This is a genomic window from Pseudomonas sp. P1_F7 (assembly GCF_056405655.1).
Genome location: NZ_JBFUBR010000023.1, coordinates 40,241 through 63,555, shown reverse-complemented (window position 1 = coordinate 63,555; position 23,315 = coordinate 40,241). Strand labels below are relative to the sequence as shown.

The following is a 23,315-nucleotide window of genomic DNA, read 5'->3' as shown; positions in this document are numbered from 1 at the left end:
AATTAGTCGCTGGTCGAAAAGCGAGACTTCATCCAAGGTGTGGGCTGAAGTGGGATGGCAGGCTTTTCCAAAAGGCAAAAAACGACAAAGCCCTGAATAATCAGCGCTTTATCGTATAAAGATGACGGAGGCGATGACATCTCTTATTGTGTCTCAAGTCCCTCCTAATCATCCTGACCTGTCAAGATATCAATGAGCTTGTCGCCCAACAGGTTCCAAGCTTCTTTTCTCTCTGCGGCATAATCATGGTGTAAGTGGTGACGACGGCCCCGCGAACCTGCCAGTACGTGGTTCTGGCACCGGTCTATCACATCAAGGCTTACCCCGAGGATTGCATCATGGCTGCACTGGTTCGCCTCAAGTCATGAGGTGTTCATTCCCCATTCAAACCACCAGACAGCACCAGGATGTCATCGTGTCGGCGACGTGCTAGCGGCTTGCGATTTTTGAAACGTGATTGGCGGTCCCCAAGCTATTTGCTGACGACCTTGAGATCGACATGCCCATTATGATGCTTTGCGGGGAAGCACCATTGAGAGTGTCCTGTGAGCTGACGAAGCTTGCTGAAATAGTGGGTTGCAAACGCAGATAGGAACAGGTGGTGGTGGCCGAATTGCACAAGGGTTGTCCCTGTGAGCTATAGGCACAGCCCTGAAAGAGTTATCGTAAGACAGTCCCAAGACCATTCAGTCCACGAAAGCTGGGTGGTCTTGGGTTTCTAAATCAGGCGGTTTGAAGGTTTTCGCAAAACCGATCGACTGCATTTATCGACTGATGCTGCCTGTCGCCATCGACAGTATTGGGTCGTTCCCTGCTGATCAAATCCGATGAAATCGGTGACCCCTTCCGTGTGGATGACCACACCCGAATTTTCCATGGCGATTACTCGGTGGAAACCGGTAGCAACGCTCAATACTGAGCCTGCTCGCAGACTGAGGGTACACATAGAGGTAGAAAAATTTTTCGAACTAAAAAATCCCTTTATTTTCAATAACAAAGAGAAAGGTTCGATTCCGGCTTCGGGCACCATGAATATCAAGGGCTTGCATGAGATACCTCATGCAGGCCCTTAGCTTTTTCTTGCCGCAATTCCTATTTTGTAGACGTCACCTTCTTCCCTTTGCGGTTGCGGATGTATTGCTCAGTCATCACTACGGTGGTGTGACCAAGCTGGTCCATTACCTCCCGGATGTTGCCGGTTGACTCAGAAACTGCCCCGTCCGCGGATCGAAGTGGCGCACAAAGTGAACGTGCCTGGAACCGAAGGGCTGATCGCTGCCCCCGGGCCCTCTGATCACCTTGAAGCTGTTCATCTGGTGGATCGGTATGAAGTGTCGGTTATCCATTGGTACGAAATGCCGGTTGTTCATTGGTACGAAATGTCGGTTGTTCATTGGTACGAAATGCCGGTTGTTCATTGGTACGAAATGCCGGTTGTTCGTTGGTACGAAATGCCGGTTGTTCATTGGTACGAAATGTCGGTTGTTCATTGGTACGAAATGCCGGTTTCCCATATGAAACGGGCCCGTGTGGAAATGGTGGAATTGCCCGCATTGCTGTGGCTGCCCACTGACCAGAACGGCCGAGTGAGGATTTTGACCTAGGCCGCCACCGCTGATTGCCTCCAGGGAGAGGCTGCTTGCCAAAAGCCCCGCGACCAGGAGCAGGAGCTGCTTGAAGATACGCATAGCGCCACCTCCGACGGTCCCCCTACACTAAATTATAGAGCGTCATGGACCCGCGCATCTGAAACTCGGATTTTGCAACCCCGGCTGCTTCTCTGGCCAAGTCAAACCTTCCCCGCAACATCGCCACCGACATTGGTGTGCCATCCTCGGTAACGATCAGCCACGTTGAGCGGACCTTGTGTTCTGACTTTCGGGACATGATTCGATCAATCAAAACCTTCAGCTCCCCAGTGATTTCGATTCGGCGCTTGGCGTTTGTCTTGCCCTGCAGCACCCATATCTGACCCTCTCGGACGTCGCGCTCATCCATCAATCGAGTGTCGGTCACCCGTTGGCCAGTCAAACAGGCAAGGTCCATCGCATTCCGTAGGCCGGCGTCCGCTTTCTCGTACACGCGCTTGAACAGTGCGTCCTCGATGTAGATGTCCCGCCCCGTCTCCTTGTTTCCCTTGATTCCTGCGCAAGGGTTGGCGAGCGTGGTATAGCCGATATCCCGGGCGAAGTTCCAGATTGCACTGGGCAGGGCCTTCTCTCTGTTGGCGCGCACCGGCGCGGCCTTGCGCCAGGTCAGGTATTGGCGGACGTGCAGGGCTGGATTGTTTCGAGTGGGGCCGGCGGGTCGTCGAAGAATGACATCAGGTTTTTCAATTCCCTGACGTTGTCCTTTTGCGTTGCTGGTTTCTTTGATGGCACCACGTCGACCAAATACTTCTCGGCCACTTAGCGGAAGGTGATCACCTTGGCCACCAGGTCGGTGGCGGTGCGATCACGCTCGAGTTTCGCGTACTCCATGATCGCCAGACCGTAATCGCTGCCCAGCGGAATTTCTTTGCGGTCCTTGCCGCCGGTGTCGTAGGAGTAGAAAACCCGGCCGCTGGCTTTCTACGCTCTCTCAGCCGGGCGATTGAGCCGGGTTTGCTTGGTCGTCGTCCCATGTCAGCTAGCCTTGCGTGGTGTCCATGCGGGTTTCTCTGGCTCAAACATACCGACCGCGGTCACGGCCATCGCCGTGACGCTTGGCCAGCCATTCACCTTGATGGTGTGCCTGATGCCGTTCTTCTTCAGGTTGAGGATCTGGCCTGCCTTGGCCCGCGCGCCGGTGAGCTCGCAAACCTCCTCGTGGGATAGAAACTGGATGCTCATGAGCGTCTCCATGCCGCGCGTGGCGGCGGAAGGTGGGTTAGTGGAGGTAGCATTTCGTTTGCTGAAGGAGCCAGGTCGCGACTGTCGCGCTGATGCTAATCAGTGACTTGCGGATCGAGGTGAAACCGGGTGGATTGGTTTTCTGGGGGCATGGGGATGTCCTTTGCCGGTGATCGGCTACAGTTGATAGGTCACTGATATGGAGATCGAATATGAAGTGCTTAATCTGTCAGGCTGCCGCCAGGATTGTTCGAGCGCCTGGAGACTGGTCAGAGGTCAAATGCTCAGTTGGTTGTGGACACTTCAGGGTTTCAGCGAACCTTGTTGCGAAGATGAAGTTCAAGAAGGAATTCTTCGACATCGAACGCACAAGGCGATGGCTTGATATGTCCCGGAATGAGGAACCAGTGCCATTGATATCGACCTACGATTACAACGTTTCCTTACTGCATCGGGATGCAGAAGAAAGATCTACCAGCCTGCGGAATCGTTCTAGAAAGTCGGTAACTTCAGATTAGATAGAAGTTCTTGCTTCGATCTGGCGAAGTGCATGCTGCACGGCGGTGTTGACCGGCTTCATCACCGTCGTGCGCTCATCCTATGTCGGCGCGACAGGTTTGGTTTTCTGTGGGCATGGGGCGTCCTATGCCGGGGCTTGCCATTCTTATCGCGGATAACAGGGGCTGGCTGGATCAAAACGATTTCTTCAGGCATGACTTCGTCCTTGCCGCTATAGCGGCTGACTTTGTAGGGGAAAGTGGTGTTACTTGTGGGGAGAGGCAGAGAATTTGGAGTAAGTGTTGATATCAGTTGTGGCAAGAAGGTTGCGGCCATCTTTGAATTTTGCGTAGAAGGTTATTTCCTTTTCTTTATCACATAGCCACCAGCCCGCAACTAGTCCAACCGGACCTAAAAGCAATGCTCCAGCCAGACTCCATCGAATAACGCTCCCTTTCTTATTAACTATTTCCTCGGTTGCTGTTTCTAAAGTTTCTAGTTTTGAAATGGGTATCTTTATTTCAAGAGAAGGCTTTACTGCGGATTTTAAAATGAACAGTCCAGATTGAAATTCAGCATCACCTGCCAGAAAGTCACCGGATATCACCGTTATCTTCGACATGGTGTTTCTCTTCTGATCAGGTTTAGCCAGCTGATTACTGGGCTCCAAAGGTCCCTGTCAGTCAATCGACTTGCGACAAAAGGTGAGACCGACAGTCACCCCATCGATACCAGATCATTGGCATTCACAACCGTCATGCCGAGGGTTGGTGACGGTGTGGCCGTCGGCGCGCAGGCTGGCGGTCATTGCGGCGAAGGCGGGGAAGTTGGGGTGGGGCAGGCCGCTCATGGGGCCGCTGAGGTAGATGCGCTTCATGCAGCCTCCACGTCTGGCTGGCGGAACACTGGAAGGGCGCCGGCCTGCTCGCGAACTGACTGCATACCTGCTTCGTCGTAACCCCAGATTTTGCTGTCATTGAACCGTTCAGGTCCGAGATAGCCGGGGTGTAGCGGCTCCCCGGTGCAGATGTAATCGCGGAACTCTTTGACCAAGTCGCGCAGCGTTCCGCCGTGGGTGACGAGCACCGGGCCATAAAGGTTGAGGCGAGAGCTGACGCTTTGCTGCTCATTCGCAACCTTGGCCTCCACTGATCTTCGCCGGCTGGCGTGATTCGTTGAAGTGGGCTATTGGTTGATTGCCCGGCATGAGCCAGGAAGACTGGGAGCTACTAATGAAAACGCTGATAGTTGATCACTCTTGGACCAAAATCATCGAACGAGATGAGTTCGCCAAGGTCGCGCTGGCGGCAAAGATTGAGCAGATCGAAGAAATCGAAGCTGCCATTCGAGCAGTTGAAGGTGAAGAGGCAGCCCGCAATGCTCTAAATGATGGCTTGATAAAGCATGCATTAACGCGCTGCCTGGAGAACTTGCAGGGATCTGCATCCGTAACAGAGCAGGACTACTGGGTCTGTTACGAGTTTGCGACAACCGCTGCGAAGAATGCAGAGCGAATCATTGACGAAGAGCTTTCGCACGTAGGGTCGTGATCGTAGGCGCCGCCCTCCGTGACCGGAAGCGACAGGTGGAGATTCTAAGTGTTGGTGTTCAGCTATGCTTTCAGCACTTTGTTCAAGAAATGGATGTCACTATGAGCAGCGTAAGAAAGCCGACGCAGAGAGAAATCTCCGATGCCTTGGAACTTAGCGAAAGCGAGGTCGCGTTGTACGTTGCAGGCGTAGAGGAAAAGGACGATGGGGCGGGGCACTGGATCTTTTTCAGCGAATTAACGCCTAACGACATACTGTTCTGGCTCAGGGTCGGTAACAACCTGAGGCTTGAAACAGATGCCATAAACCTCCTCTGGGCAAAACAATCATCGAGTATCGCTCGGTAGGTCTCCGGGATCGCGCTTTAACTCCGCCAAGCTCTTATCCTTAAATGCTCGCGACACCTTTTCGCTTATCTCGTAAGGTGTCGTGACATTCCTAAGCATCCAGGCCGCAGTATCGAAGTCCGAATTGATCAGGTTGATCAGCAGCCGTTGGTGAATGTCCTGCTGTCCGGCTTGAACACGCCGGCAACCTCAACCGTGAACTTCTCGATGCCCAGAGCAGCGTTCTTTGTTGTTTCCTTCTCGCGCTTCCTGCGCTGCTTGATGGCTTCCGCCGTCGGCTTCTGCTGTTCCTCGGCCATGGCCTGCCTCTTCAATTCCGTGGGCGGTAGAGCCAGCCATGTCCTTCGCGGTGGCGATGTCTGTCAGCGCATCAACCAAAAGCTCCTTTGCGCGATCCTCTGGGCTGACCCCTGAGTTGAGCCAGGCCAGCAGCCGTTTGCCTGTTTCCTCGGTGATCAGTTCAGGCTCTTCAAATAGCTTCGTCCGGTCTTTGCTGGCCATCGCGGTATGCCCGTCGTGAGTCAAGTCCAGCACCACGGTAAATTCGTAGTCAGTGCCGTCTTGCTGCTCGGACTTCATGCCCCAACTTGAGAATTTTCTTGCCTTCTCCCTGGACCGTCTCTGTCTTGCTGCGCATGGTTCAGATGATGTGGAGTGAGCTGGTGAGGATCTTGTCCGTCAGCTTCCGGTGCCGGCGCCGGTGCTGTGTTTGCCGACGTGTTCAAGCGCGCTGACCAAAGAGCGGGCGACCTGGCTGCAATTGCTGACCTGGCCAGAGCCCGGGGAGTGATGTGCGAGCAGGCGTATGACAGCCTTGGGAAATAGGGGGGTGTGTTCGGTCGGCAGAACGCCGGAGAGGACTGGGTATTTCTTGGGCCAATTTCACGGGGAGTGTCGGGAGTGTTACGGGGGATCCTTGAGATTTGGCCTTTGAATTCAAAGGCCAAATCCCTCGTCTATCCACGTGTAGACGTCATAATTAAACGTGGCGTCTTATTCATCCAGTAAACACTGAACAAAACGACGTTATCTTTAAATGGGATACGCTAAAAAATCCCGCCGATTGGCGGGATTTTTAGTTAAAGGTTTTACCAGCCATCTTGCCCAGGTTCTCTGGGCTTACTATTTTTTTGCTACAAGGCCGGAGCCGAAGGCAGGCTTACCCGTGGCAACTCAAACGCCGATGAATACCGGGTGATCGTGGACTATCCATTCGGGATTTTTTAGTCAGTGATTTAAGACGACAGAGATACGAAATCGGATAGGAATGATCAGAGCAATTGGCATTCGGTTGTTGTGCATTATTCCTGATAATTATTTGACTGCTCATGGCAAAACATATCCATTCATGGAAGCTTGCCTTTCCTAGTTTCATTTCGTAATACTTGAGTTGCACAATCGCGTCCCCGAGGGTTGGGACGCGCTACCCTCTACCAACCCAAGGAGCGATGAATGCGCGTGCGTTCAGCGATAAATGATGACTCTGACGTCATTAGCAGAATCGCGAGGGATACCTTTTCGATGGCGTGCCCAGCAGACACTCCAACGGAAGAATTAGAGCTTTACATCAGCGAAAATCTAACTCCATCGTGCTTTCAGACCGCGTTGACCACCTCAAGTCAGGAGGTGCTGGTGCTGGAGAAAGCCGGAGATGTCGTGGGTTTCAGTTTGATTGACTACACACCAGATCGATTAGGGATCGCACTGGCAGACGGCATTCCTGAGTTGAAACGATGCTATGTCGCTTCGGAGCATCATGGCACTGGCGCTGCGCAGTGCCTACTAACCGCAACGCTTGCTGTTGTTTCCAATCGCATCCGACTCACGGTGAATGATCAGAATGCCAGGGCCATAGGCTTCTACCAACGTAATGGGTTTCAAACAGTGGGAGAAACGAGCTTTCAATGTGGCAAGGATATCCAACGAGATTTGGTGATGGTGCGCGAGTGGAATGAGTTGGTGTAACTGCTGCCGAAATCATTTTGGTTAGCATCTTGCTCCCGAACGATGTGGCAACAAGTCCTCAATTGTCCTTGCCCGCTGAGTCGGAAGGCGGGTGAGAACGTCTTACTGATACACGTACGGATCATGCCCATTCAGGTGCGCTAGGTTAGCTAAAAATTGTACGACTAGACCGGATACGTCGATATGAACTTTCGAAGAATTTGATAAGCCTGTTTCTTAAAAAAACAGGATCTGGAAAGAATAAGCACCCGCCAGTAATGGTTCGAGCCGGCCCCGTTTACGTCGCAGGTGGTTCGAGTTCCCACTGCTAAAATGTGAACCCACCAGCCGAGCCAATCGCGAGTTTTTTGTGCAGTCGGACGAACTCTTTTCCAATGGGATGCGACCAAAATCGGATGCAGCCGGTAAGCCGACAACAGCAAAATCCTGGATGAATGGAAAGCTGGGCGTGCCTCCGGCGGCATGTTGCTTTAGGTACGAAAGGGCACTTCGAGGTTAATGCCGATCAGTTAAGTCTCATCGCTTGACCTTTGGCCGCAAGAAATCAAAATCCGATGCCTGAATAGGCATCGGATTTAATGAGATGGTCAGCCTGACCGAGAAGCCCTGCAGGTTTACGCTTGCAGGGCTTTTCTCGTTTTCGGCGGAGGATCTCTCATGAACACGATGACGCTTCTCGGTACGGGTCTGTTGGAAGGCATAAATAATCGAATAAAGGTCATCAAGTGGATGACGTACGGTTACCGGGATAGCGAGTTCTTTTTCATAAAGATCAAGAGCGTCTTTCCTGGTAATCCGTGAAGAACCTTTTTTATTCTGACGAAGGCTGAGAATTTAAAAGAAATAAGCAAGCAGTAATGCTCTTTTATGGGTTCGGTGAGTTCTTTTTTTGAGGGCGTTTTAATGGTTTTATTTGTGGTTGATGTTATGTGCTTAGTGTGAAAGGTCAGACTATCACTGCCAGATTTTCTCAATTCAATGATTTCTGTCGTTACAAGTAACCCAGATGTACTCAATGGTTTTGGCATGTCGATGAACTGAAAACGTCTATGTGAGTTTGGGCGTGCGTTTCGCTTCGTCGGTATGCCACTGAAATTCACCGACATCAGCATGAAGATTTCGCGGATGCAAAAAAAGTGGAATGAATGTTCTGTCGCAGGTCGTTTCTGTTAATGAAAATGCGCAAAAAATACCCTTGGCATTTGCCTAACATGAACCATCGATTACCGCCGTATCACGATGCCAGGAGACCTGCCATGCGCTTTGTAAATCCAATCAAGCACAGTTTAAAAAGCGCTAAACCAACCGTCGGTTGCTGGCTGACGCTCGCGAGCCCTGCGGTCGCTGAACTGATTGCTCATTGCGGTTTTGATTGGTTGGTCATCGATGCCGAGCACGGCCCTAGTGATGCCCAGGATATTGCTGCTCAACTTAGAGCCATTGATGCGGCGGCTTTTTATGGGGCAAGAGCCGTAGGTGCAGTGCGAGTAACCGCCAATGATCCTTCTTTGGTCAAGCGTGCCATGGATTGTGGGGCACAGACTATTGTCTTCCCGAACATTAACAGTGCGGCTGACGCGCAAGCCGCAGTGGCATCAATGTTATTCCCACTACCAGATCAAAGTGGTGTCAGAGGCGTCGCTGGAATGGTCAGAGCGGGGGCGTATGGGTTGGACAGTAACTATGTCAAATCCGCAAACAACCAGGCTTGTGCCATTGTCCTGATAGAGTCAGTTGAAGGGGTGGAGAACGTCGACTCTATAGCTCAAGTCGAGGGCGTTGACTGTCTGTTCATTGGTACAGCTGATTTGTCTGCAAGCATGGGGCTACTGGGGCAGACCAGGCACGATGATGTCAATGCTGCGGTAGAGAGAGTCTTGACAGCTGCCCGCAAGCATTCCAAAGCAGTAGGAATTTTCGCGACCTCGGTGGAAGAAGCCCGCCAGTACAGGGAAAAGGGTGTGACCTTTATCGCACTTCACTCTGATACAGGTTGGTTGGCCAAGGGAGCGACAGACGCCTTGGATGCTCTCAACTTAAAAAGATAATACCTAATTGAGCGTCGAGTAGTATCGATGAGTATTTGTTATTTTAATTGTTTATATTGGAGGTTGTAAATGTCGATGTCAGATTGTGATGGGAAAATCTGGAAAGATGGCGAGTTAGTTGAATGGCGTGAGGCCAATACTCACATTTTGACCCATACACTTCATTATGGCATGGGCGTGTTCGAGGGCATGCGCGCATACGAAACTGCGCGTGGTCCTGCAGTCTTCCGACTGAAAGAGCATGTTCGTCGTCTTTTTAACTCGGCCAAGATTTTTCAGTTGAAAATTCCGTTCGATGAAGAAACTATTCGTAACTCGTGCGAAGAAGTTATTCGGGCAAACAAGTACGACGCTTGCTATCTACGTCCTTTGGTTTGGATCGGTTCAGACTTTCTGAGTATCGCAGCGAAAAACAACACAATTCATGTCGCCACAGCTGCATGGCCCATGGGATCTTACTTAGGGGAGGAGGGCATGGAAAAAGGCATTCGAGTAAAAACATCGTCTTTCACCCGCCACCACGTCAACGTTTCCATGGTGCGTGCAAAAGCTTGTGGCTATTACATCAACTCGATCCTGGCTAACCGAGAGGTTACTTCGCTCGGATTTGACGAGGCGCTATTGCTAGATACTGAGGGTTATGTGAGTGAGGGTGCGGGCGAGAATATTTTCATGGTTCGAGACGGGGTTATTTACACTCCCGATCTGGCGTCTTGCCTTGATGGCATAACCCGTGACTCGGTTATGGTAATTGCTCGTGATTTGGGTTTCGAAATTCGGGAGAAACGGATCACTCGCGACGAACTGTATTGCTGCGATGAGGCGTTCTTTACAGGTACCGCTGCTGAAGTGACACCTATTCGTGAGCTCGATGGTCGGACAATCGGTGCGGGCTCGCGAGGCCCTATCACTCAGCAGCTTCAAGAGGTCTACTTTTGCGCAGTACATGGAACTAATGAAAAGTACGCTCATTGGTTGACCCATGTTTGATGGTCGGGTGACCAGGATGTCGCGGCTATTGCTGGAGCCACAGTCAACTATTCCTAATGGTGGCTAGACTTCTTGATGTGAGGTGAGATAACCATGAATAGTTCCCAGCACGGTACTCCTGAAAGTTTGGAGTTTTCCACCAGCGAAAGCGACACGCAGGAGTCTGCAGAGTGGCGTGATGCGCTACTTTCCTTGATTAAAAATAGCGGCCCTGAGAGGGCTCGCGAAATCATTGATGAGCTGGTCAGTCTCGTCCGTGATCCCAGCATTGGCTGGAAACCTACGCTGGGTACGCCCTACATCAACACCATCCCCGTGACAAAGCAGCCTGCATTCCCAGGCGATTTGGCAATCGAGGAACGCCTGTCATCGATAATTCGTTGGAATGCTCTAGCCATGGTCGTACGTGCTAACCAGGCATATGGGGACTTGGGTGGTCATATCGCCAGCTACGCGAGTGCGGCTGATTTGTTCGAGGTTGGTTTTAACCATTTCTTCAGAGCGAGGAGCGACTCTTTTGGTGGCGACCTGGTCTTCTATCAGCCTCATTCGGCACCAGGAGTTTACGCGCGAGCCTTTCTTGAGGGACGGCTGGGAGAAGAGAACCTTCAGTATTACCGGCAGGAGATCACCGCTTCTAGCCACGGGGTACAGGGCTTGTCCAGCTATCCACACCCTTGGTTAATGCCGGACTTCTGGCAATTTCCGACAGGATCGATGGGCATCGGCCCAATTAGTTCGATCTTCCAGGCCCGATTCATGCGGTATCTTCACAACCGTGGCTTGTTAAACACATCTGAGCGAAAAGTGTGGGGCGTTTTCGGTGACGGTGAGATGGATGAGCCGGAAAGTATGTCAGCCCTTACTTTGGCTGCAAGGGAGGGTCTGGATAACCTGATCTGGGTAGTCAATTGCAATCTTCAGCGATTAGATGGTCCGGTGCGAGGCAATGGGCGAATCATCGACGAGCTGGAAGCATTGTTTGTCGGGGCTGGCTGGAACGTCATAAAACTGGTTTGGGGGTCTGATTGGGACGGGCTATTCGCCCGTGACACTGACGGAAGCCTGGTGCGGGCCCTTTCGGAAACCGTTGATGGGCAGTTCCAGACTTTTGCGGCGAAAAACGGACGTTACAGCAGGGATCATTTCTTTGGTCAAAACGAAGCATTGGCGAAGCTTGCCCAAGGTTTTACAGACGAACAAATCGATCGGCTGAAACGTGGCGGCCACGATATGGTGAAGATCTATGCCGCCTACCACGCTGCTTCTGTTCATAAGGGCCAGCCTACTGTGGTTCTTGCCCAGACCAAAAAAGGTTATGGGATGGGCGAAGCCGGTCAAGGGAAAATGACGACTCATCAGCAAAAGAAGCTTGATCGCGAAACGCTTATTGGCTTTAGAAATCGATTCAATCTTCCTTTGACTGATGAGCAGGTTGAGACTCTCTCGTTCTACAAGCCTGCCGATGATAGTCGTGAAATTCGCTATCTCCTTGAGCGTCGGCAAAGCCTTGGGGGCTTTACGCCTGGCCGGCAAACGAATGTTCCTGTGGTCGCGGTACCCGGATTGGATGTTTATGGAAGCTTTGCCACCAAAGCGCAAGGCAAGGAAATGTCCACAACTATGGCTTTTGTCAGGATGCTCAGCAGCTTGCTAAAAGATCCTGTTTTGGGACGGCGTGTGGTTCCAATTGTGGCAGATGAAGCCCGGACGTTCGGGATGGCGAATCTGTTCAAGCAAATCGGTATCTATTCCAGCGTCGGTCAGCATTATGAGCCAGAGGACATTGGCTCGATTCTGAGCTATCGGGAGGCGCTGGATGGTCAAATACTCGAAGAGGGTATCAGCGAAGCGAGTGCCATCAGCTCCTGGGTGGCAGCGGCAACTAGCTATGCTACCCATGGTCTGCCCATGCTGCCGTTCTACATCTATTACTCAATGTTCGGTTTTCAGCGAGTCGGCGATCTCATTTGGGCGGCAGCTGATCAGAGGGCTAGAGGCTTTCTGCTCGGAGCCACGGCAGGCCGTACAACCTTGGGCGGGGAAGGTCTGCAGCATCAAGATGGCAGTAGCCATTTGATGGCTGCTCTGGTGCCAAATTGCAGAGCTTATGACCCCGCATTCGCTGGTGAATTTGCCGTAATTCTAGACCATGGCATGCGTCAGATGCTGGAGAAGCAGGTTGATGAGTTCTACTACGTCACCCTTATGAACGAGAGCTACGCTCAGCCTAGCCTGCCGACTGATGTTGAGAAAGACATCATCAAAGGCATGTACCTTTTCTCAGAACAAAAGTGTGGAACGGAATCGAACAAAGTTCGGCTGCTCGGATCAGGAACCATCTTGCGAGAAGTGATGGCTGCAGCAGAACTCCTGAGCGCAGATTGGCAGGTCGATTCCGAGGTATGGAGTGTCACGAGTTTTACAGAGCTCGCCAGGGACGCCAGAGGAGTAGAACGTTGGAACCGGCATCATCCTGAAGGCGATCAGAAGACTAGCCATGTGGGTCAGTGTTTGCCGAAGGGGACTCCAATCATTGCTGCGACCGATTACGTGCGCGCGCTTGCGCAACTTATTGGTTCCTATGTTGAGGATCACTATGTCGTTCTGGGTACCGATGGTTTTGGTCGCAGCGATACCCGGACAGCTTTACGCAAATTTTTTGAAGTCGACCGTCATCAGATAGTCCTGAGCGCCCTGTGGGGCTTGGTGCACGAAGGGAAACTTAGTGCTGAAATCTGTTCTCGTGCAATTGAAAAATACGACATTGGATTTGACGAAACAGCCCCTTGGGAATGTTGATGTGAGTTTGTGAGGGGGCATCGAAATCGCTTTCGCCCATTATTCCCATTAATGCTGTCAGGCAAACATTGAGAAAGTAGTTTTCGATGAAGTTTTACCGTTCGCTTCACCATCTACAAGGCAGCGGGATCCCAGCCCAGCGCAGTATGCGAACCGGTGGGAAGATACTACGGCTTTCTTGAAAAAAACTTATGCTAAGATCCCTTGCTCTATTGAGAGGATATGGAATGTATATTCTGTATTTTTGGGGTTTTTGAAATGATCATATCAAAGGTTAAGATAGACGCTACGGATCGCCGCATATTGGCGGCGCTCCAGCGGGATGCCAGGCTGTCGAGTGCGGAGCTTGCTGAGCTGGTATCACTGAGCGCATCTCCATGCTGGAGACGGGTCAAAAGACTCGAAGAAACAGGTCTGGTGCGAGGCTACCATGCCAGCATTAATACCGAAATGCTTGGGTACGCTATTACTGCCTTTGTACAGGTATCCCTGGATCAAAAGGATACTGCCCATATGAAGGCTTTCGAAGAGTCGATAACTTCTTTTGAGCAGGTTATAGCCTGCCACTGCATTTCAGGTGTTTATGATTACCAGTTAATGGTCTTGGCAACTGATTTGGCTGAATTCAGTGAGTTTGCCAGAAAGAATATAAATGGTTTTCCAGGTGTCAAAGACGTTTGCACCTCCTTTGTCGTAAAGGAAGTTAAAGCGCCAGTGAATTTGATGGTCGGGTAGTAGGGGGTATGTATCTAATCTGTTTGAAGTGCATGCTACTTACCAAACTATTGGAGAGTACAGTCTGATTGATTTCCCCTCAGGAATTAAAATTTCCCGCTGGAAAGGGTATGCCGGCTCGTTTCCGTTGTGGGGGCGTCATCTGAAATCAAGGGCTTGCAAGCGAAAGCTGACGCAAGCCCTTGTTTGTTTCTGCTCCATTATTTCCATCTTGATCGTGGTTGCCTGATGCTTCAGGACGCTGGGTCTGCCTTGCGGCGATCGCTGCCGGCTGGGTTGCCGGTATCGATCAGCCTTCTTTCCAGCAGTACGTTTTCCAAGGCCTGGCGGTCTGACGGGTTCATTTGATGTTCTCGCTCCTTGAGTTCCAACAGGATCGGGCTGGACCACTGGCGGTAGGTTTGTTCAGCACTACGATTGGGTGACATGGGTACCTCCTTGATCAGGCTCCTGCCAATAAAGGCGCCGCAGTTCGATACGCAAAAAACCCTAGTCGACGAAGCAGGTTCTCGCCACTGCTTTACGTCGGACTTCCATTTCCCCAGATGCCCGTAGCGGCAGTGCGCTGTACGTAGTCGCCAAAGTCGCGGGCCGGCCGACCCAGTGCCCGCTGTACGCCATCGGCCACGGGTGTGTTGCGGCCGTCGAGCACAGTCGTGAACAGATACAACACCAGTTCGATCAACTCCGGGGGAAGTTGTTCCTGTTCCATTGCCTGTCGATAGGCGTCCGGCGGTACTGTCACGAATTCGATGTTGCGACCGGTGGTGCGGGCAATCTCGGTCACGGCTTGAGCAAAGGTCAACGCCCGAGGGCCGGTCAATTCATAGAGCTGGTCAGAGTGTCCGGTTTGGGTCAGTGCTGCGACGGCACACTCGGCGATGTCTTCTGCATCGATAAAGGGTTCGGCGACCTGGCTGACGGGGAGTGCGAGTTCACCTTGCACAATGGGTTCAAGAAAGTGTGCCTCGCTGAAGTTCTGGCAAAACCAGCTGGACCGCAGAATCGTCCAGTCAATCCCGCTGTCCTGCACGACGCGTTCGGCCTGTTCCGCTTCAACTTCGCCGCGCCCGGATAACAAGACCAGTTTGCGGACTCCGCTTTTCACCGCCAGGTCGGTGAACGCCTGGATGGTTTCAAGGGCGCCTGGAACGGCGAGATCAGGTTGAAAGGAAATGTAGACTGATTGAACGCCATCGATCACGGCGTCCCAGGTTGATCTATCTTCCCAGTCGAAGGGTGGATTGGCGTCGCGGGAACCCCGGCGAACGGGCAGGCCGGCCGCTTCGAGTTGTTGTGTGATGCGCCGTCCGGTTTTACCGGTGGCGCCGAGGACCAGCGTGATTGGTTGAGCCGTTTTCATCGCGTTCATCTCCATCGGTTAATGTGAGTGATGCTCATGTTTAAAAGATGATAGATGCTCATGTTTTGCCGTCAACCCGTCAAAGTGAATTCCCCGACGTGTGGCATCTGTTATTGGGCGTAGGGAGTGGCGATGCTAAGGTGAGTACATGTCACGTTATTGATCGGGAAATTCGCTCGTGCGCAAAACGCCCTCTGAAACCCTCGAACAGCCTGCTGCGCAAGCGGTTCGACGTAATCCCACGCAACAGCGCAGCCGCGAGCGTCAGGAGCGGATTCTGGCCATGGCCACTCAATTGATCGCGGACAAGGGCAGCGATCAACTCAAGATGAGTGAAATCGCCGAGCGCTCCGAGATCTCGATCGGTTCCCTTTATCAGTATTTTTCCGACAAGAGTTCCGTCATCCGCACGTTGGCCGAGCGTTACAACGCCGAGAGTCGCCGTTGCATTGCAGAGGCAATGGAGGCCGTCGAGGATGCCCGGGGTTTGCAGGCCGCCTATTCGCAGTTGCTCGATCTGTATTACGAGATCGTGATGGCGACACCGGTGATGCGTGACATCTGGTCCGGCATGCAGGCTGACAAGCAGTTGTTGCAGCTTGAACTGGGGGAGAGCCGGGTTGCCGGAGCGCTGCTGTCCCAGGCCATGCTTCGCGTATATCCCGACAGCGATGAACACCAGGTCCAGGAGTCCGCGTTTTTGATCTGGCACCTGGGGGAGGCGACCATGCGGTTGGCTGTCACTTGTGCACCCGATGAGGGACGAGCGCTGGTCGAGGCGTTCAAGCGCATGTCCCTGCGCGAGATCATGGAGCCCGCGCGCAGGAGCATCGACTCGCCGTAAAAGCCTGGCGGTTATTTCAGTTTCCCTAAACGAAGGGTTGGCCGCCAAAGCCACGGGGCAGTCGTTGCAGGCCGGCCAGCGCGGTCAGTCGCGCGGTCCAGGCTGAACGCCAGTCATTGGCGGAGTGCATGGCTTTGGCTTTGCGTGCTGCGCGGCGGGCAGCGTTGCGTTCAGCCTTGCGTGCTTCTTTGTAGGCGTCGGTATTTCGGCAACTTCTGCATTTCACCCGATTGAGTTCGCGGGTCGATACGAGGTTGTTGCCGTGGTGACCGCAGGCCAGGTGCCCGCTGACTTTGAAATGAGTGACCATTGGAACGTCTCCTTCGTGACGTGTGAGCGGTTGACTCCACGTGAGCGGGGACGTTCGATTGGATTTGAGCAACAAAAAATCCCGACGCCAGGCCGGGTTGTGAGAAAGGATGGAAATGCAACAGGCAGCCAAAGGTTCGGAGACGTCAGTGTCACCGATCATGCTGCCCAAATCGGGCCGGTCCTCGCACCGCGAATCCGTGACGGTTCATCTGAACCGAGGCAGAGGCCGGTCGACAGGTTTGAGTGACGACAGCGTGTGCCGAATCAGCGGCGTGTCCTTCTCGATGTCGTTCAGGCGATCACGAATTCTGAGGGCGGTGGGGTGCCCGCCTTGATGATCGACCCAGTCGGCGATTTCCTTGCAGGCCGCAGCCAGGCGGGCCTGACGGGAGTCCAGCAAGGTGAGCAGAGTGGTGATGGACTCTTTTTCGGACATGGGAGACACCTCCGTTCAAGAAACCTGGTTGTGGCAGCAAAAAGCCCGCCGGGAGCGAGCTTTCTGCCGTTGGGGTCGCTGATCCTTCAACCATTTCAGTATAGACCCGTTAAAAAACGGGGATTAGTGGTCAACTTTGTCGAGCTGTCACTTGTGATTTAGCGTTCAACTGCCGGCAAACATACTGGGCGTCTTCTTCAACATCGTAGCCATCACCGATAAAGCCTTGGGTGCGGGTATCGGCGATGCGGTACCAGACCGCGGCATCCGGTGGCAGGTGGTCACTTTCACCCTCACGGCGGCCATGGATGATGATCTTGTTGCAACGCTTCACGACGAAAATGTCTTCCATGGCGTCTCCGCAGCTGATTCGTGTTCAGTTCAACTATAGAAGCCATTGGTGATCGTGCAAAAAATAGGCAGGTTAATTCGTCGGTTCAGGTGCTGCCGGAATTACGCCAGCACCGCGACCGCTTTGATTTGTGCCCAGAGTTGCTGACCAGGATGGACGTTGAGTTGATCGCGGGAATAACGCGTGATCCGTGCCAGCAGCGGCGAGCCTGCGGCGTCCAGGCGAATCAGCACGTGGGCGGCGTTGTCGGCGTTCATTTCACTGACCACAGTGACCGGCAGACGATTGAGAATGCTGCTTTGCCCGGCATTGTCCAGGCTCAGGCTCACATCCCGCGCCTGGACCTTGCAGCGCAGCGCCTGGCCCGTATCCATTGGTGTATGAGGCACACGAATGTTGAGGGTGGTATCGGGCAATTGCAGGCTGAGCAGTTGATAGTCGGCGTCATAAGCGCTGACGCGACCCTCGATCACCACACCAGCGTCATCCCCCATCGCCAGCGGCAAGTCGAGGCGCGCCAGGGTTTGGCCGATCGGACCGCTGGCCAGCGCCTTGCCGTTGCTGAGCAACACGATATGGTCGGCCAGCCGCGCGACCTCATCCTGGGAGTGGCTGACGTACAGCACCGGGATGTCGAGTTCGTCGTGCAGACGTTGCAAATACGGCAGGATTTCACTTTTGCGCTGGGCATCCAGCGCGGCCAGTGGCTCGTCCATCAACAACAGTTTCGGGCTGGTGAGCAGTGCTCGGGCTATGCCGACGCGCTGTCGCTCACCGCCCGAAAGGTGTTGTGGGTGCCGGTCCAGCAAATGGCTGATACCCAATAACTCGGTGGCGTGGGCCATGTCGACCCGACGCTGCGACTTGGGGATGCGCTTGAGGCCGAACTCCAGGTTAGCCAGCACCGACAAATGAGGAAACAGGCTGGCTTCCTGGAATACGTAGCCCAGCGCGCGTTTGTGTGGCGCGACGAAAACCTTGTTTTCGCTGTCTTGCCAGACTTCATCGTTGACCTGGATAAAGCCTTGATCGGCCCGTTCCAGGCCGGCGATGCAGCGCAGGCAAGTGGTCTTGCCCGAGCCGGAATGACCGTAAAGCGCAGTGACGCCTCGGCCGGGCAGCTGCAGGTCGACGTCCAGGGCGAAGCCTGAATAACGTAGTTTCAAACGCATATGAATCATCGATCAGCTCCAGCCCGCTTTGGTTTTACGGCTGGAATACAGCGTCAGCAGGACGACAAACGAGAACACCAGCATCGCCCCGGCCAGCCAATGGGCCTGGGCATATTCCATGGCTTCGACGTGATCGTAGATCTGCACCGAGACCACGCGGGTCTTCTCGGGAATATTGCCGCCGATCATCAGCACCACGCCGAACTCGCCGACGGTGTGGGCGAAACCGAGAATGGCCGCGGTAATGAAACCGGGACGGGCCAGGGGCAGTGTCACGCTGAAAAAGGTGTCCCAGGGATTGGCCCGCAAGGTCGCGGCCACTTCGAGCGGGCGCGTGCCCATCGCGGAAAAAGCGTTTTGCAGCGGCTGGACGACAAACGGCATCGAATACAACACCGAACCGATGACCAGCCCCGCGAAACTGAAAGTGAGGGTGCCAAGGCCGAGTGATTGGCTGAGCTGGCCGATGTACCCGTGAGGGCCGAGCGCAAGCAACAAGTAAAAACCAATCACCGTCGGTGGCAGCACCAGGGGCAGGGCGACAATCGCCCCGACCGGGCCGCGCAACCAGGAGCGGGTGCGCGAGAGCCATAACGCAATCGGAGTGCCGACAATCAGCAGGATGACGGTTGTCAGGGACGCCAGTTTCAGGGTCAGCCAAATGGCGGAAAAATCGGCACTCGATAGCGACATTTAGATTTCGTAACCGTAGGATTTGATGACAGCGGCCGCTTTCGGCCCCTTGAGGTAGTCAACCAATGCCTTGGCGGCCGGGTTGTCCTTGCCCTTGTTGAGAATCACCGCGTCCTGTTTGATCGGGTCGTGCAGGTTGGCGGGAACGATCCAGGCCGAACCGCTGGTGATCTTGCCGTCCTTGTAGATCTGCGACAGGGCGACAAAACCCAGCTCGGCGTTACCGGTGGAGACGAACTGGTAGGCCTGGGTGATGTTCTGGCCTTCAACGATCTTGTCTTTGACCTTGTCGGTCAGACCTTCCTTGGCCAACACCTGGGTAGCCGCCAGGCCATAAGGCGCGGCTTTCGGGTTGGCGATGGACAGGTGCTGGTACTCGTTCTTTTTCAGCACATCGCCCTTGGCATCGACGTAGCCTTCTTTTGCCGACCACAGCGCCAGGGTACCGACCGCATAGGTGAATCGCGAACCCTTGACGGTATCGCCTTCGGCTTCAAGTTTTTTCGGGGTGTTGTCGTCTGCCGAGAGGAACACTTCGAACGGCGCGCCGTTTTTGATCTGGGTGTAAAACTGGCCGGTGGCACCAAAGGAGGTGACCAGTTTATGCCCGGTGTCTTTTTCGAAATCAGCGGCGATGGCCTGGATAGGCGCGGTGAAGTTGGCAGCGACAGCTACCTGGACTTCGTCCGCCTGGGCTGAGCCGAAGGCGAATACGGCGAGAAGGCTCGGCAGGCAGGCAGGGGCAAAACGTGAGGCACGAATGGTCATGAAGCGGCTCCGTTAAAGGCAATTGCAGCAGGTTAATCGTTATGTACAAAAATATATAGCGAATTGCCTTTAAACGGAATGTGCTGTGACAAAACTGTATACAATTTTAACGCAAGTGCTGCTCAGGGTTGACGTAGCAGTCTCGCTAATCCTTCTTCAGCCAGTTTTCGAGTCAGTGCCTCGGTGGTCAATTCGACCCCGAGGGTAAATGCCTGGCCGGCCCAGAGGTTGCTGAAGTCCGCTTCACCTTTGGCCCGCAACGGCATCAGCGCGCCACCGGCAAGAGGGAAGGCCGGAGCCTTGGCGCTCATGGGGCCCAGTTCACGCATCACCCGATTGAGGATGCCTCGGGCCGGGCGACCGGTGAACACGTTGGTGACGGCCGTCTCGCTTTCCCTGGCGGTGCGCAAGGCTTTGTGATGGGACGGGCTGACCTTGGCCTCTGGGGTGAACAGGTACGCCGTTCCCACCTGTACCGCCGAAGCGCCCAGCATGAAGGCGGCGGCGACGCCTCGTGCGTCAGCGATGCCGCCGGCAGCAATCACCGGCACTTTCACCGCATCGACGACTTGGGGCACCAGGGCGAAAGTCCCCACCTGACTGCTCAGGTCATCGCTGAGAAACATTCCGCGATGGCCCCCGGCCTCGTAGCCCATGGCAATGATTGCATCGCAGCCATGCTGCTCCAGCCACACCGCTTCTGCGACAGTGGTGGCCGAGGACAACACTTTCGCACCGGTGGCTTTGACCCGGTCGAGCAGGGATTTTTCCGGCAGGCCAAAGTGAAAGCTCACCACTTCAGGGCGAAACGTTTCGATCACTTCGCAGGCCGCGTTATCGAACGGCGCCCGGTTGGACACCGGCGTTGGTGCATCGAAGTCGGCGCCGAGTTCCTGGTAGTAGGGTTGCAGGAGGTTTTTCCAGTCCTGCGCGCGTTGCTCGTCAGGAGCTGGAGGTTGATGACAGAAGAAGTTGACGTTGATCGGGCGCTGGGTGTGTTGGCGGATGGTTTTCAGTTCTTCGCGCAGTTGATCCGTGCTGAGCATTGCCGCTGGCATCGAGCCCAGCCCGCCCGCATTGCAGGCTGCAATCACCATGGACGAGTTTGTGGCACCGGCCATCGGCCCCTGAATGATCGGCAGTTCGATCCCGAGCAGGTCAAGAATGCGGGTATCTGGCCATTGGTTCATGTGCTGTGTTCTCCGACGTTGAAGCAGGGCAGGGACGGTAGAACAGGATTTGTAACGCAACGACTGGCGCAAGGCCAGTCGTCATTTCAGCGGGGCCGGTTATCTTCAGCGTCGGTGGAAGCCTCCACTGCCGCCGCCGAAGGAGTGATCCATAAACCGGGAAGAGTCGTGAAAACTGTTGAAGCGATCATTACCGAAGGAGCGGGCATCGTACTCGCGGTCGGTTTTTTGTCCTTCGGATCGCTCTGGCCCGTCAGCAGGTCAACCTGGCGACCCGATTGGCTTAAAGTCGGGTACGGCAATCGGTTGCCATGTGTTATTTCAATTGCACCACCACCAGACTGATTCCAATGAGAGGCCGTAATGTTCAAAGGTATTTTGATCGACAAAGACGACAGCGGTTATCGGGCCACACTGCAAGAGATCCAGGACGATCAGTTACCCGAGGGTGATGTCACGGTGCGTGTTGCCTACAGCACGCTGAACTTCAAGGATGGCCTGGCGATCACCGGCAGCAGCCCGGTGGTGCGTAAATTCCCCATGGTGCCGGGCATCGATCTGGCCGGTGTCGTCGAAGTCAGCGGGCATCCGGACTACAAGGTCGGTGACGAAGTCCTGCTCAATGGCTGGGGCGTGGGTGAAGGGCATTGGGGGGGATTGGCGCAGAAGGCTCGCCTGAACGGTGACTGGCTGATTCCGCTGCCCAAGGCATTTACCGCTGCCCAGGCGATGGCCATCGGTACGGCGGGCTACACAGCCATGCTGTGCATCCTGGCCCTTGAGCACAATGGCGTTACGCCCGAACAGGGTGAAATCCTGGTCACTGGTGCCAACGGTGGCGTCGGCAGTTTCGCCATCGCGTTGCTGAACAAGCTCGGCTACCGGGTGGTGGCCTCCACCGGGCGTACGTCGGAGCATGACTACCTGAAGCAACTGGGCGCTGGCGAAATTATCGACCGCGCCACGCTGTCCGAGCCAGGCAAGCCGCTGGCCAAGGAGCGTTGGGCGGCCGTCATCGACTCGGTCGGCAGCCACACCCTGGCCAACGCTTGCGCCAGCACCAAGGCTAATGGCACCGTCGCGGCATGCGGTCTGGCACAAGGCATGGACTTTCCGGCATCCGTTGCGCCGTTCATTTTGCGCGGTGTGACCCTGGCCGGTATCAACAGCGTGACCCAGCCCAAGGCCAAGCGCGTAGAGGCCTGGAATCGCCTGGCCAAGGATCTGGATTTCAACCTGTTGCCGCTGATCAGTCACGAAATCGGCTTGAGCGAAGCCATCGAAGCCGCGCCGCGCTTGCTTGCCGGGCAGTTGCGCGGGCGCGTGGTAGTGGATGTGAATCGCTGATTACGGCGACTCGCGCTCCAGCAACTGCCGTTTGCGCTCGACACCCCAGCGATAGCCCGACAGATTGCCATCGCTGCGCACCACGCGATGGCAAGGGATCGCCACGGCCAGGCTGTTCGCGCCGCAGGCTTGAGCCACGGCGCGAACGGCTTTCGGCGAACCGATGCGTAGCGCGATGTCGGCGTAGCTCGCCGTGCTTCCGGCAGGGATCTCCCGCAGCGCTTGCCAGACCCTTTCCTGAAATGCGGTGCCGCGCACGTCCAATGGCAAATCAAGGCCAATGGCCGGCGCCTCAATAAAGCCGACGACCCTGGCAATCAACGCCTCGAACTCCTGGTCAGCACCAATCAGGTTGGCGCGCCGAAACTTGTCTTGCAGATCACAAACCAGTTGGTGCGGATCATCGCCGAGCAGGATCGCGCAGACCCCGCGCTCACTCTGCGCCACCAGAATCGCGCCCAGCGAACACTGGCCAACGGCAAAACGAATGTCGTTGTTTTGACCGGCCGCGCGGTAATCACCAGGTTTCATTCCCAGCAGTTGGTCTGCCGCTTCATAAAACCGGCTGTTGGAGTTGAAGCCGGCGTCATACAGGGCATCGGTTACCGAGCCGCCGTCCGCCAGTCGCTCGCGTACCTTGCGTGAACGATGAGCATCGGCGTAGCCCTTGGGCGTCAGGCCGGTGACGGCTTTGAACACGCGATGGAAGTGGAAGCTGCTCAGGCCCGCCGTCGCGGCCAATTCGCCCAGGGCAGGCAGCGTTTCGGCGGTTTCAATCTGGCGGCAGGCGGCGGCCACGGTGGCGGCATGTTGCGCGGCGAGTTCGCTCTGATCTTTGGTCGCGCGTTTGCTCGGGCGATAACCCGCGGCCCGGGCCTGTTCCGCGCTATCGAAGAATTCGACATTCTGTGGTTTGGGCAAGCGCGCGAGGCTGCTGGGGTTGCAATAGATGCCGGTGGTCTTCACGGCATAGACAAACTGCCCGTCAGCCTTGGGATCGCGGGCGACCACGGCGGCCCAGCGCGGATCGTCTTCGGTGGTGATCTGGGTCGATTGGGTTGTCATGGCGTCA

At 54.7% G+C, this 23,315-nt stretch carries 26 protein-coding genes and 5 pseudogenes; 12 read left to right on the top strand and 19 right to left on the bottom strand.

Annotation, left to right across the window (positions count from 1 at the left end; all coding sequences use genetic code 11):
* Positions 1-164 precede the first annotated feature (164 nt).
* Positions 165-604: pseudogene (locus AC1D1M_RS27785) on the bottom strand (site-specific integrase); the annotation flags it as partial.
* Between the two features lie 595 nt (positions 605-1,199).
* Between AC1D1M_RS27785 and AC1D1M_RS27780 the strand changes: the two are divergent.
* Positions 1,200-1,604, top strand: coding sequence for a hypothetical protein (locus AC1D1M_RS27780; protein WP_477778159.1), 405 nt, complete (start codon positions 1,200-1,202; stop codon positions 1,602-1,604).
* A gap of 136 nt (positions 1,605-1,740) precedes the next feature.
* Here AC1D1M_RS27780 and AC1D1M_RS27775 read toward each other — a convergent pair.
* From AC1D1M_RS27775 to AC1D1M_RS27755, 5 genes and pseudogenes are all read right to left on the bottom strand, one after another.
* Positions 1,741-2,623 (bottom strand): annotated as a pseudogene (locus AC1D1M_RS27775) (site-specific integrase); the annotation flags it as partial.
* A 1-nt stretch (position 2,624) separates the two neighbouring features.
* On the bottom strand, positions 2,625-2,831 hold the full coding sequence (locus tag AC1D1M_RS27770) for a DUF4224 domain-containing protein (protein WP_477778158.1): 207 nt from the start codon (positions 2,829-2,831) through the stop codon (positions 2,625-2,627).
* A gap of 763 nt (positions 2,832-3,594) precedes the next feature.
* Positions 3,595-3,951 (bottom strand): hypothetical protein, encoded by a 357-nt coding sequence (locus tag AC1D1M_RS27765; RefSeq protein WP_477778157.1) that lies wholly within the window; start codon positions 3,949-3,951, stop codon positions 3,595-3,597.
* A 114-nt stretch (positions 3,952-4,065) separates the two neighbouring features.
* On the bottom strand, positions 4,066-4,206 hold the full coding sequence (locus tag AC1D1M_RS27760) for a DUF4406 domain-containing protein (RefSeq protein ID WP_477778156.1): 141 nt from the start codon (positions 4,204-4,206) through the stop codon (positions 4,066-4,068).
* Positions 4,203-4,478: a hypothetical protein gene (locus AC1D1M_RS27755; protein WP_477778155.1), complete on the bottom strand. Its 276-nt coding sequence runs from the start codon at positions 4,476-4,478 to the stop codon at positions 4,203-4,205. The genes AC1D1M_RS27760 and AC1D1M_RS27755 overlap by 4 nt, the downstream gene beginning before the upstream one ends.
* Positions 4,479-4,534: 56 nt before the next feature.
* Here AC1D1M_RS27755 and AC1D1M_RS27750 point away from each other — a divergent pair, with 56 nt between their 5' ends.
* Complete coding sequence (locus tag AC1D1M_RS27750) at positions 4,535-4,879, top strand: hypothetical protein (RefSeq protein WP_477778154.1); 345 nt, start codon at positions 4,535-4,537, stop codon at positions 4,877-4,879.
* Positions 4,880-4,980: 101 nt separating this feature from the next.
* Positions 4,981-5,226: a hypothetical protein gene (locus tag AC1D1M_RS27745; RefSeq protein ID WP_477778153.1), complete on the top strand. Its 246-nt coding sequence runs from the start codon at positions 4,981-4,983 to the stop codon at positions 5,224-5,226.
* Here AC1D1M_RS27745 and AC1D1M_RS27740 read toward each other — a convergent pair.
* A pseudogene (locus AC1D1M_RS27740) lies at positions 5,206-5,525 on the bottom strand (hypothetical protein). The gene AC1D1M_RS27745 and the pseudogene AC1D1M_RS27740 overlap by 21 nt on opposite strands.
* Positions 5,416-5,805, bottom strand: a complete 390-nt coding sequence (locus AC1D1M_RS27735) for a hypothetical protein (protein ID WP_477778162.1) — start codon at positions 5,803-5,805, stop codon at positions 5,416-5,418. Before AC1D1M_RS27735 ends, AC1D1M_RS27740 begins: the two are co-directional and overlap by 110 nt.
* A gap of 126 nt (positions 5,806-5,931) precedes the next feature.
* Here AC1D1M_RS27735 and AC1D1M_RS27730 point away from each other — a divergent pair, with 126 nt between their 5' ends.
* Both AC1D1M_RS27730 and AC1D1M_RS27725 read left to right on the top strand, forming a co-directional pair.
* On the top strand, positions 5,932-6,051 hold the full coding sequence (locus tag AC1D1M_RS27730) for a DUF2514 family protein (protein ID WP_477778152.1): 120 nt from the start codon (positions 5,932-5,934) through the stop codon (positions 6,049-6,051).
* Positions 6,052-6,678: 627 nt separating this feature from the next.
* Positions 6,679-7,191, top strand: coding sequence for an N-acetyltransferase family protein (locus AC1D1M_RS27725; RefSeq protein ID WP_477778151.1), 513 nt, complete (start codon positions 6,679-6,681; stop codon positions 7,189-7,191).
* Positions 7,192-7,212: 21 nt separating this feature from the next.
* Here AC1D1M_RS27725 and AC1D1M_RS27720 read toward each other — a convergent pair.
* Positions 7,213-7,335, bottom strand: a pseudogene (locus AC1D1M_RS27720) (transposase domain-containing protein); the annotation flags it as partial.
* A 537-nt stretch (positions 7,336-7,872) separates the two neighbouring features.
* On the opposite strand from AC1D1M_RS27720, the pseudogene AC1D1M_RS27715 reads away from it, so the two are divergent.
* From AC1D1M_RS27715 to AC1D1M_RS27695, 5 genes and pseudogenes are all read left to right on the top strand, one after another.
* Positions 7,873-7,992 (top strand): annotated as a pseudogene (locus AC1D1M_RS27715) (transposase); the annotation flags it as partial.
* A gap of 455 nt (positions 7,993-8,447) precedes the next feature.
* On the top strand, positions 8,448-9,239 hold the full coding sequence (locus AC1D1M_RS27710) for an HpcH/HpaI aldolase family protein (RefSeq protein ID WP_477778150.1): 792 nt from the start codon (positions 8,448-8,450) through the stop codon (positions 9,237-9,239).
* 69 nt (positions 9,240-9,308) lie between these two features.
* Positions 9,309-10,229: a branched-chain amino acid transaminase gene (locus AC1D1M_RS27705; RefSeq protein WP_477778149.1), complete on the top strand. Its 921-nt coding sequence runs from the start codon at positions 9,309-9,311 to the stop codon at positions 10,227-10,229.
* Positions 10,230-10,322: 93 nt separating this feature from the next.
* Positions 10,323-13,031 carry an alpha-ketoglutarate dehydrogenase gene (gene mdeB, locus AC1D1M_RS27700; protein WP_477778148.1) on the top strand — a complete coding sequence of 903 codons (2,709 nt, stop codon included), beginning with the start codon at positions 10,323-10,325 and terminating at the stop codon, positions 13,029-13,031.
* Positions 13,032-13,253: 222 nt separating this feature from the next.
* Positions 13,254-13,766 carry an Lrp/AsnC family transcriptional regulator gene (locus AC1D1M_RS27695; protein ID WP_477778147.1) on the top strand — a complete coding sequence of 171 codons (513 nt, stop codon included), beginning with the start codon at positions 13,254-13,256 and terminating at the stop codon, positions 13,764-13,766.
* Positions 13,767-13,999: 233 nt separating this feature from the next.
* Here the strand turns inward: AC1D1M_RS27695 and AC1D1M_RS27690 are convergent, their stop codons facing one another.
* Complete coding sequence (locus AC1D1M_RS27690) at positions 14,000-14,194, bottom strand: hypothetical protein (protein ID WP_150723672.1); 195 nt, start codon at positions 14,192-14,194, stop codon at positions 14,000-14,002.
* A 92-nt stretch (positions 14,195-14,286) separates the two neighbouring features.
* On the bottom strand, positions 14,287-15,129 hold the full coding sequence (locus AC1D1M_RS27685; RefSeq protein ID WP_477778161.1) for an NAD(P)H-binding protein: 843 nt from the start codon (positions 15,127-15,129) through the stop codon (positions 14,287-14,289).
* 178 nt (positions 15,130-15,307) lie between these two features.
* On the opposite strand from AC1D1M_RS27685, the gene AC1D1M_RS27680 reads away from it, so the two are divergent.
* Positions 15,308-15,973, top strand: coding sequence for a TetR/AcrR family transcriptional regulator (locus tag AC1D1M_RS27680; protein ID WP_477778146.1), 666 nt, complete (start codon positions 15,308-15,310; stop codon positions 15,971-15,973).
* Positions 15,974-15,998: 25 nt separating this feature from the next.
* Here AC1D1M_RS27680 and AC1D1M_RS27675 read toward each other — a convergent pair whose 3' ends face one another.
* The 7 genes from AC1D1M_RS27675 to AC1D1M_RS27645 form a co-directional block, all read right to left on the bottom strand.
* On the bottom strand, positions 15,999-16,283 hold the full coding sequence (locus tag AC1D1M_RS27675; protein ID WP_477778145.1) for a hypothetical protein: 285 nt from the start codon (positions 16,281-16,283) through the stop codon (positions 15,999-16,001).
* A gap of 207 nt (positions 16,284-16,490) precedes the next feature.
* Positions 16,491-16,721, bottom strand: coding sequence for a hypothetical protein (locus AC1D1M_RS27670; protein ID WP_057714650.1), 231 nt, complete (start codon positions 16,719-16,721; stop codon positions 16,491-16,493).
* A 130-nt stretch (positions 16,722-16,851) separates the two neighbouring features.
* Complete coding sequence (locus AC1D1M_RS27665) at positions 16,852-17,073, bottom strand: hypothetical protein (RefSeq protein ID WP_477778144.1); 222 nt, start codon at positions 17,071-17,073, stop codon at positions 16,852-16,854.
* Between the two features lie 101 nt (positions 17,074-17,174).
* Positions 17,175-18,254 (bottom strand): molybdenum ABC transporter ATP-binding protein, encoded by a 1,080-nt coding sequence (gene modC, locus AC1D1M_RS27660; protein ID WP_477778143.1) that lies wholly within the window; start codon positions 18,252-18,254, stop codon positions 17,175-17,177.
* A gap of 3 nt (positions 18,255-18,257) precedes the next feature.
* Positions 18,258-18,938 (bottom strand): molybdate ABC transporter permease subunit, encoded by a 681-nt coding sequence (modB, locus tag AC1D1M_RS27655; RefSeq protein ID WP_477778142.1) that lies wholly within the window; start codon positions 18,936-18,938, stop codon positions 18,258-18,260.
* On the bottom strand, positions 18,939-19,706 hold the full coding sequence (gene modA / locus AC1D1M_RS27650) for a molybdate ABC transporter substrate-binding protein (protein ID WP_477778141.1): 768 nt from the start codon (positions 19,704-19,706) through the stop codon (positions 18,939-18,941).
* 122 nt (positions 19,707-19,828) lie between these two features.
* A complete protein-coding gene (locus AC1D1M_RS27645) occupies positions 19,829-20,896 on the bottom strand; it encodes an NAD(P)H-dependent flavin oxidoreductase (RefSeq protein ID WP_477778140.1) in 1,068 nt (355 codons plus the stop codon).
* Between the two features lie 363 nt (positions 20,897-21,259).
* On the opposite strand from AC1D1M_RS27645, the gene acuI reads away from it, so the two are divergent.
* The gene (gene acuI / locus AC1D1M_RS27640) at positions 21,260-22,243 is read left to right on the top strand and encodes an acrylyl-CoA reductase (NADPH) (protein ID WP_477778139.1); all 984 of its coding nucleotides are present in this window, start codon (positions 21,260-21,262) and stop codon (positions 22,241-22,243) included.
* Here the strand turns inward: acuI and ada are convergent, their stop codons facing one another.
* Positions 22,244-23,308: a bifunctional DNA-binding transcriptional regulator/O6-methylguanine-DNA methyltransferase Ada gene (ada, locus tag AC1D1M_RS27635; RefSeq protein ID WP_477778138.1), complete on the bottom strand. Its 1,065-nt coding sequence runs from the start codon at positions 23,306-23,308 to the stop codon at positions 22,244-22,246.
* Between the last annotated feature and the right edge of the window lie 7 nt (positions 23,309-23,315).

Coding starts and splice junctions, on each gene's coding strand:
- AC1D1M_RS27695 (WP_477778147.1), top strand. CDS start 13,254: ATGGAATGTATATTCTGTATTTTTGGGGTTTTTGAAATGATCATATCA.
- mdeB (WP_477778148.1), top strand. CDS start 10,323: ATGAATAGTTCCCAGCACGGTACTCCTGAAAGTTTGGAGTTTTCCACC.
- AC1D1M_RS27770 (WP_477778158.1), bottom strand. CDS start 2,831: ATGAGCATCCAGTTTCTATCCCACGAGGAGGTTTGCGAGCTCACCGGC.
- AC1D1M_RS27760 (WP_477778156.1), bottom strand. CDS start 4,206: ATGAAGCGCATCTACCTCAGCGGCCCCATGAGCGGCCTGCCCCACCCC.
- AC1D1M_RS27745 (WP_477778153.1), top strand. CDS start 4,981: ATGAGCAGCGTAAGAAAGCCGACGCAGAGAGAAATCTCCGATGCCTTG.
- ada (WP_477778138.1), bottom strand. CDS start 23,308: ATGACAACCCAATCGACCCAGATCACCACCGAAGACGATCCGCGCTGG.
- modB (WP_477778142.1), bottom strand. CDS start 18,938: ATGTCGCTATCGAGTGCCGATTTTTCCGCCATTTGGCTGACCCTGAAA.
- AC1D1M_RS27750 (WP_477778154.1), top strand. CDS start 4,535: ATGAGCCAGGAAGACTGGGAGCTACTAATGAAAACGCTGATAGTTGAT.
- AC1D1M_RS27685 (WP_477778161.1), bottom strand. CDS start 15,129: ATGAAAACGGCTCAACCAATCACGCTGGTCCTCGGCGCCACCGGTAAA.
- modC (WP_477778143.1), bottom strand. CDS start 18,254: ATGATTCATATGCGTTTGAAACTACGTTATTCAGGCTTCGCCCTGGAC.
- AC1D1M_RS27670 (WP_057714650.1), bottom strand. CDS start 16,721: ATGTCCGAAAAAGAGTCCATCACCACTCTGCTCACCTTGCTGGACTCC.
- AC1D1M_RS27735 (WP_477778162.1), bottom strand. CDS start 5,805: ATGAAGTCCGAGCAGCAAGACGGCACTGACTACGAATTTACCGTGGTG.
- AC1D1M_RS27725 (WP_477778151.1), top strand. CDS start 6,679: ATGCGCGTGCGTTCAGCGATAAATGATGACTCTGACGTCATTAGCAGA.
- modA (WP_477778141.1), bottom strand. CDS start 19,706: ATGACCATTCGTGCCTCACGTTTTGCCCCTGCCTGCCTGCCGAGCCTT.
- acuI (WP_477778139.1), top strand. CDS start 21,260: ATGTTCAAAGGTATTTTGATCGACAAAGACGACAGCGGTTATCGGGCC.
- AC1D1M_RS27765 (WP_477778157.1), bottom strand. CDS start 3,951: ATGTCGAAGATAACGGTGATATCCGGTGACTTTCTGGCAGGTGATGCT.
- AC1D1M_RS27645 (WP_477778140.1), bottom strand. CDS start 20,896: ATGAACCAATGGCCAGATACCCGCATTCTTGACCTGCTCGGGATCGAA.
- AC1D1M_RS27690 (WP_150723672.1), bottom strand. CDS start 14,194: ATGTCACCCAATCGTAGTGCTGAACAAACCTACCGCCAGTGGTCCAGC.
- AC1D1M_RS27710 (WP_477778150.1), top strand. CDS start 8,448: ATGCGCTTTGTAAATCCAATCAAGCACAGTTTAAAAAGCGCTAAACCA.
- AC1D1M_RS27675 (WP_477778145.1), bottom strand. CDS start 16,283: ATGGTCACTCATTTCAAAGTCAGCGGGCACCTGGCCTGCGGTCACCAC.
- AC1D1M_RS27705 (WP_477778149.1), top strand. CDS start 9,309: ATGTCGATGTCAGATTGTGATGGGAAAATCTGGAAAGATGGCGAGTTA.
- AC1D1M_RS27665 (WP_477778144.1), bottom strand. CDS start 17,073: ATGGAAGACATTTTCGTCGTGAAGCGTTGCAACAAGATCATCATCCAT.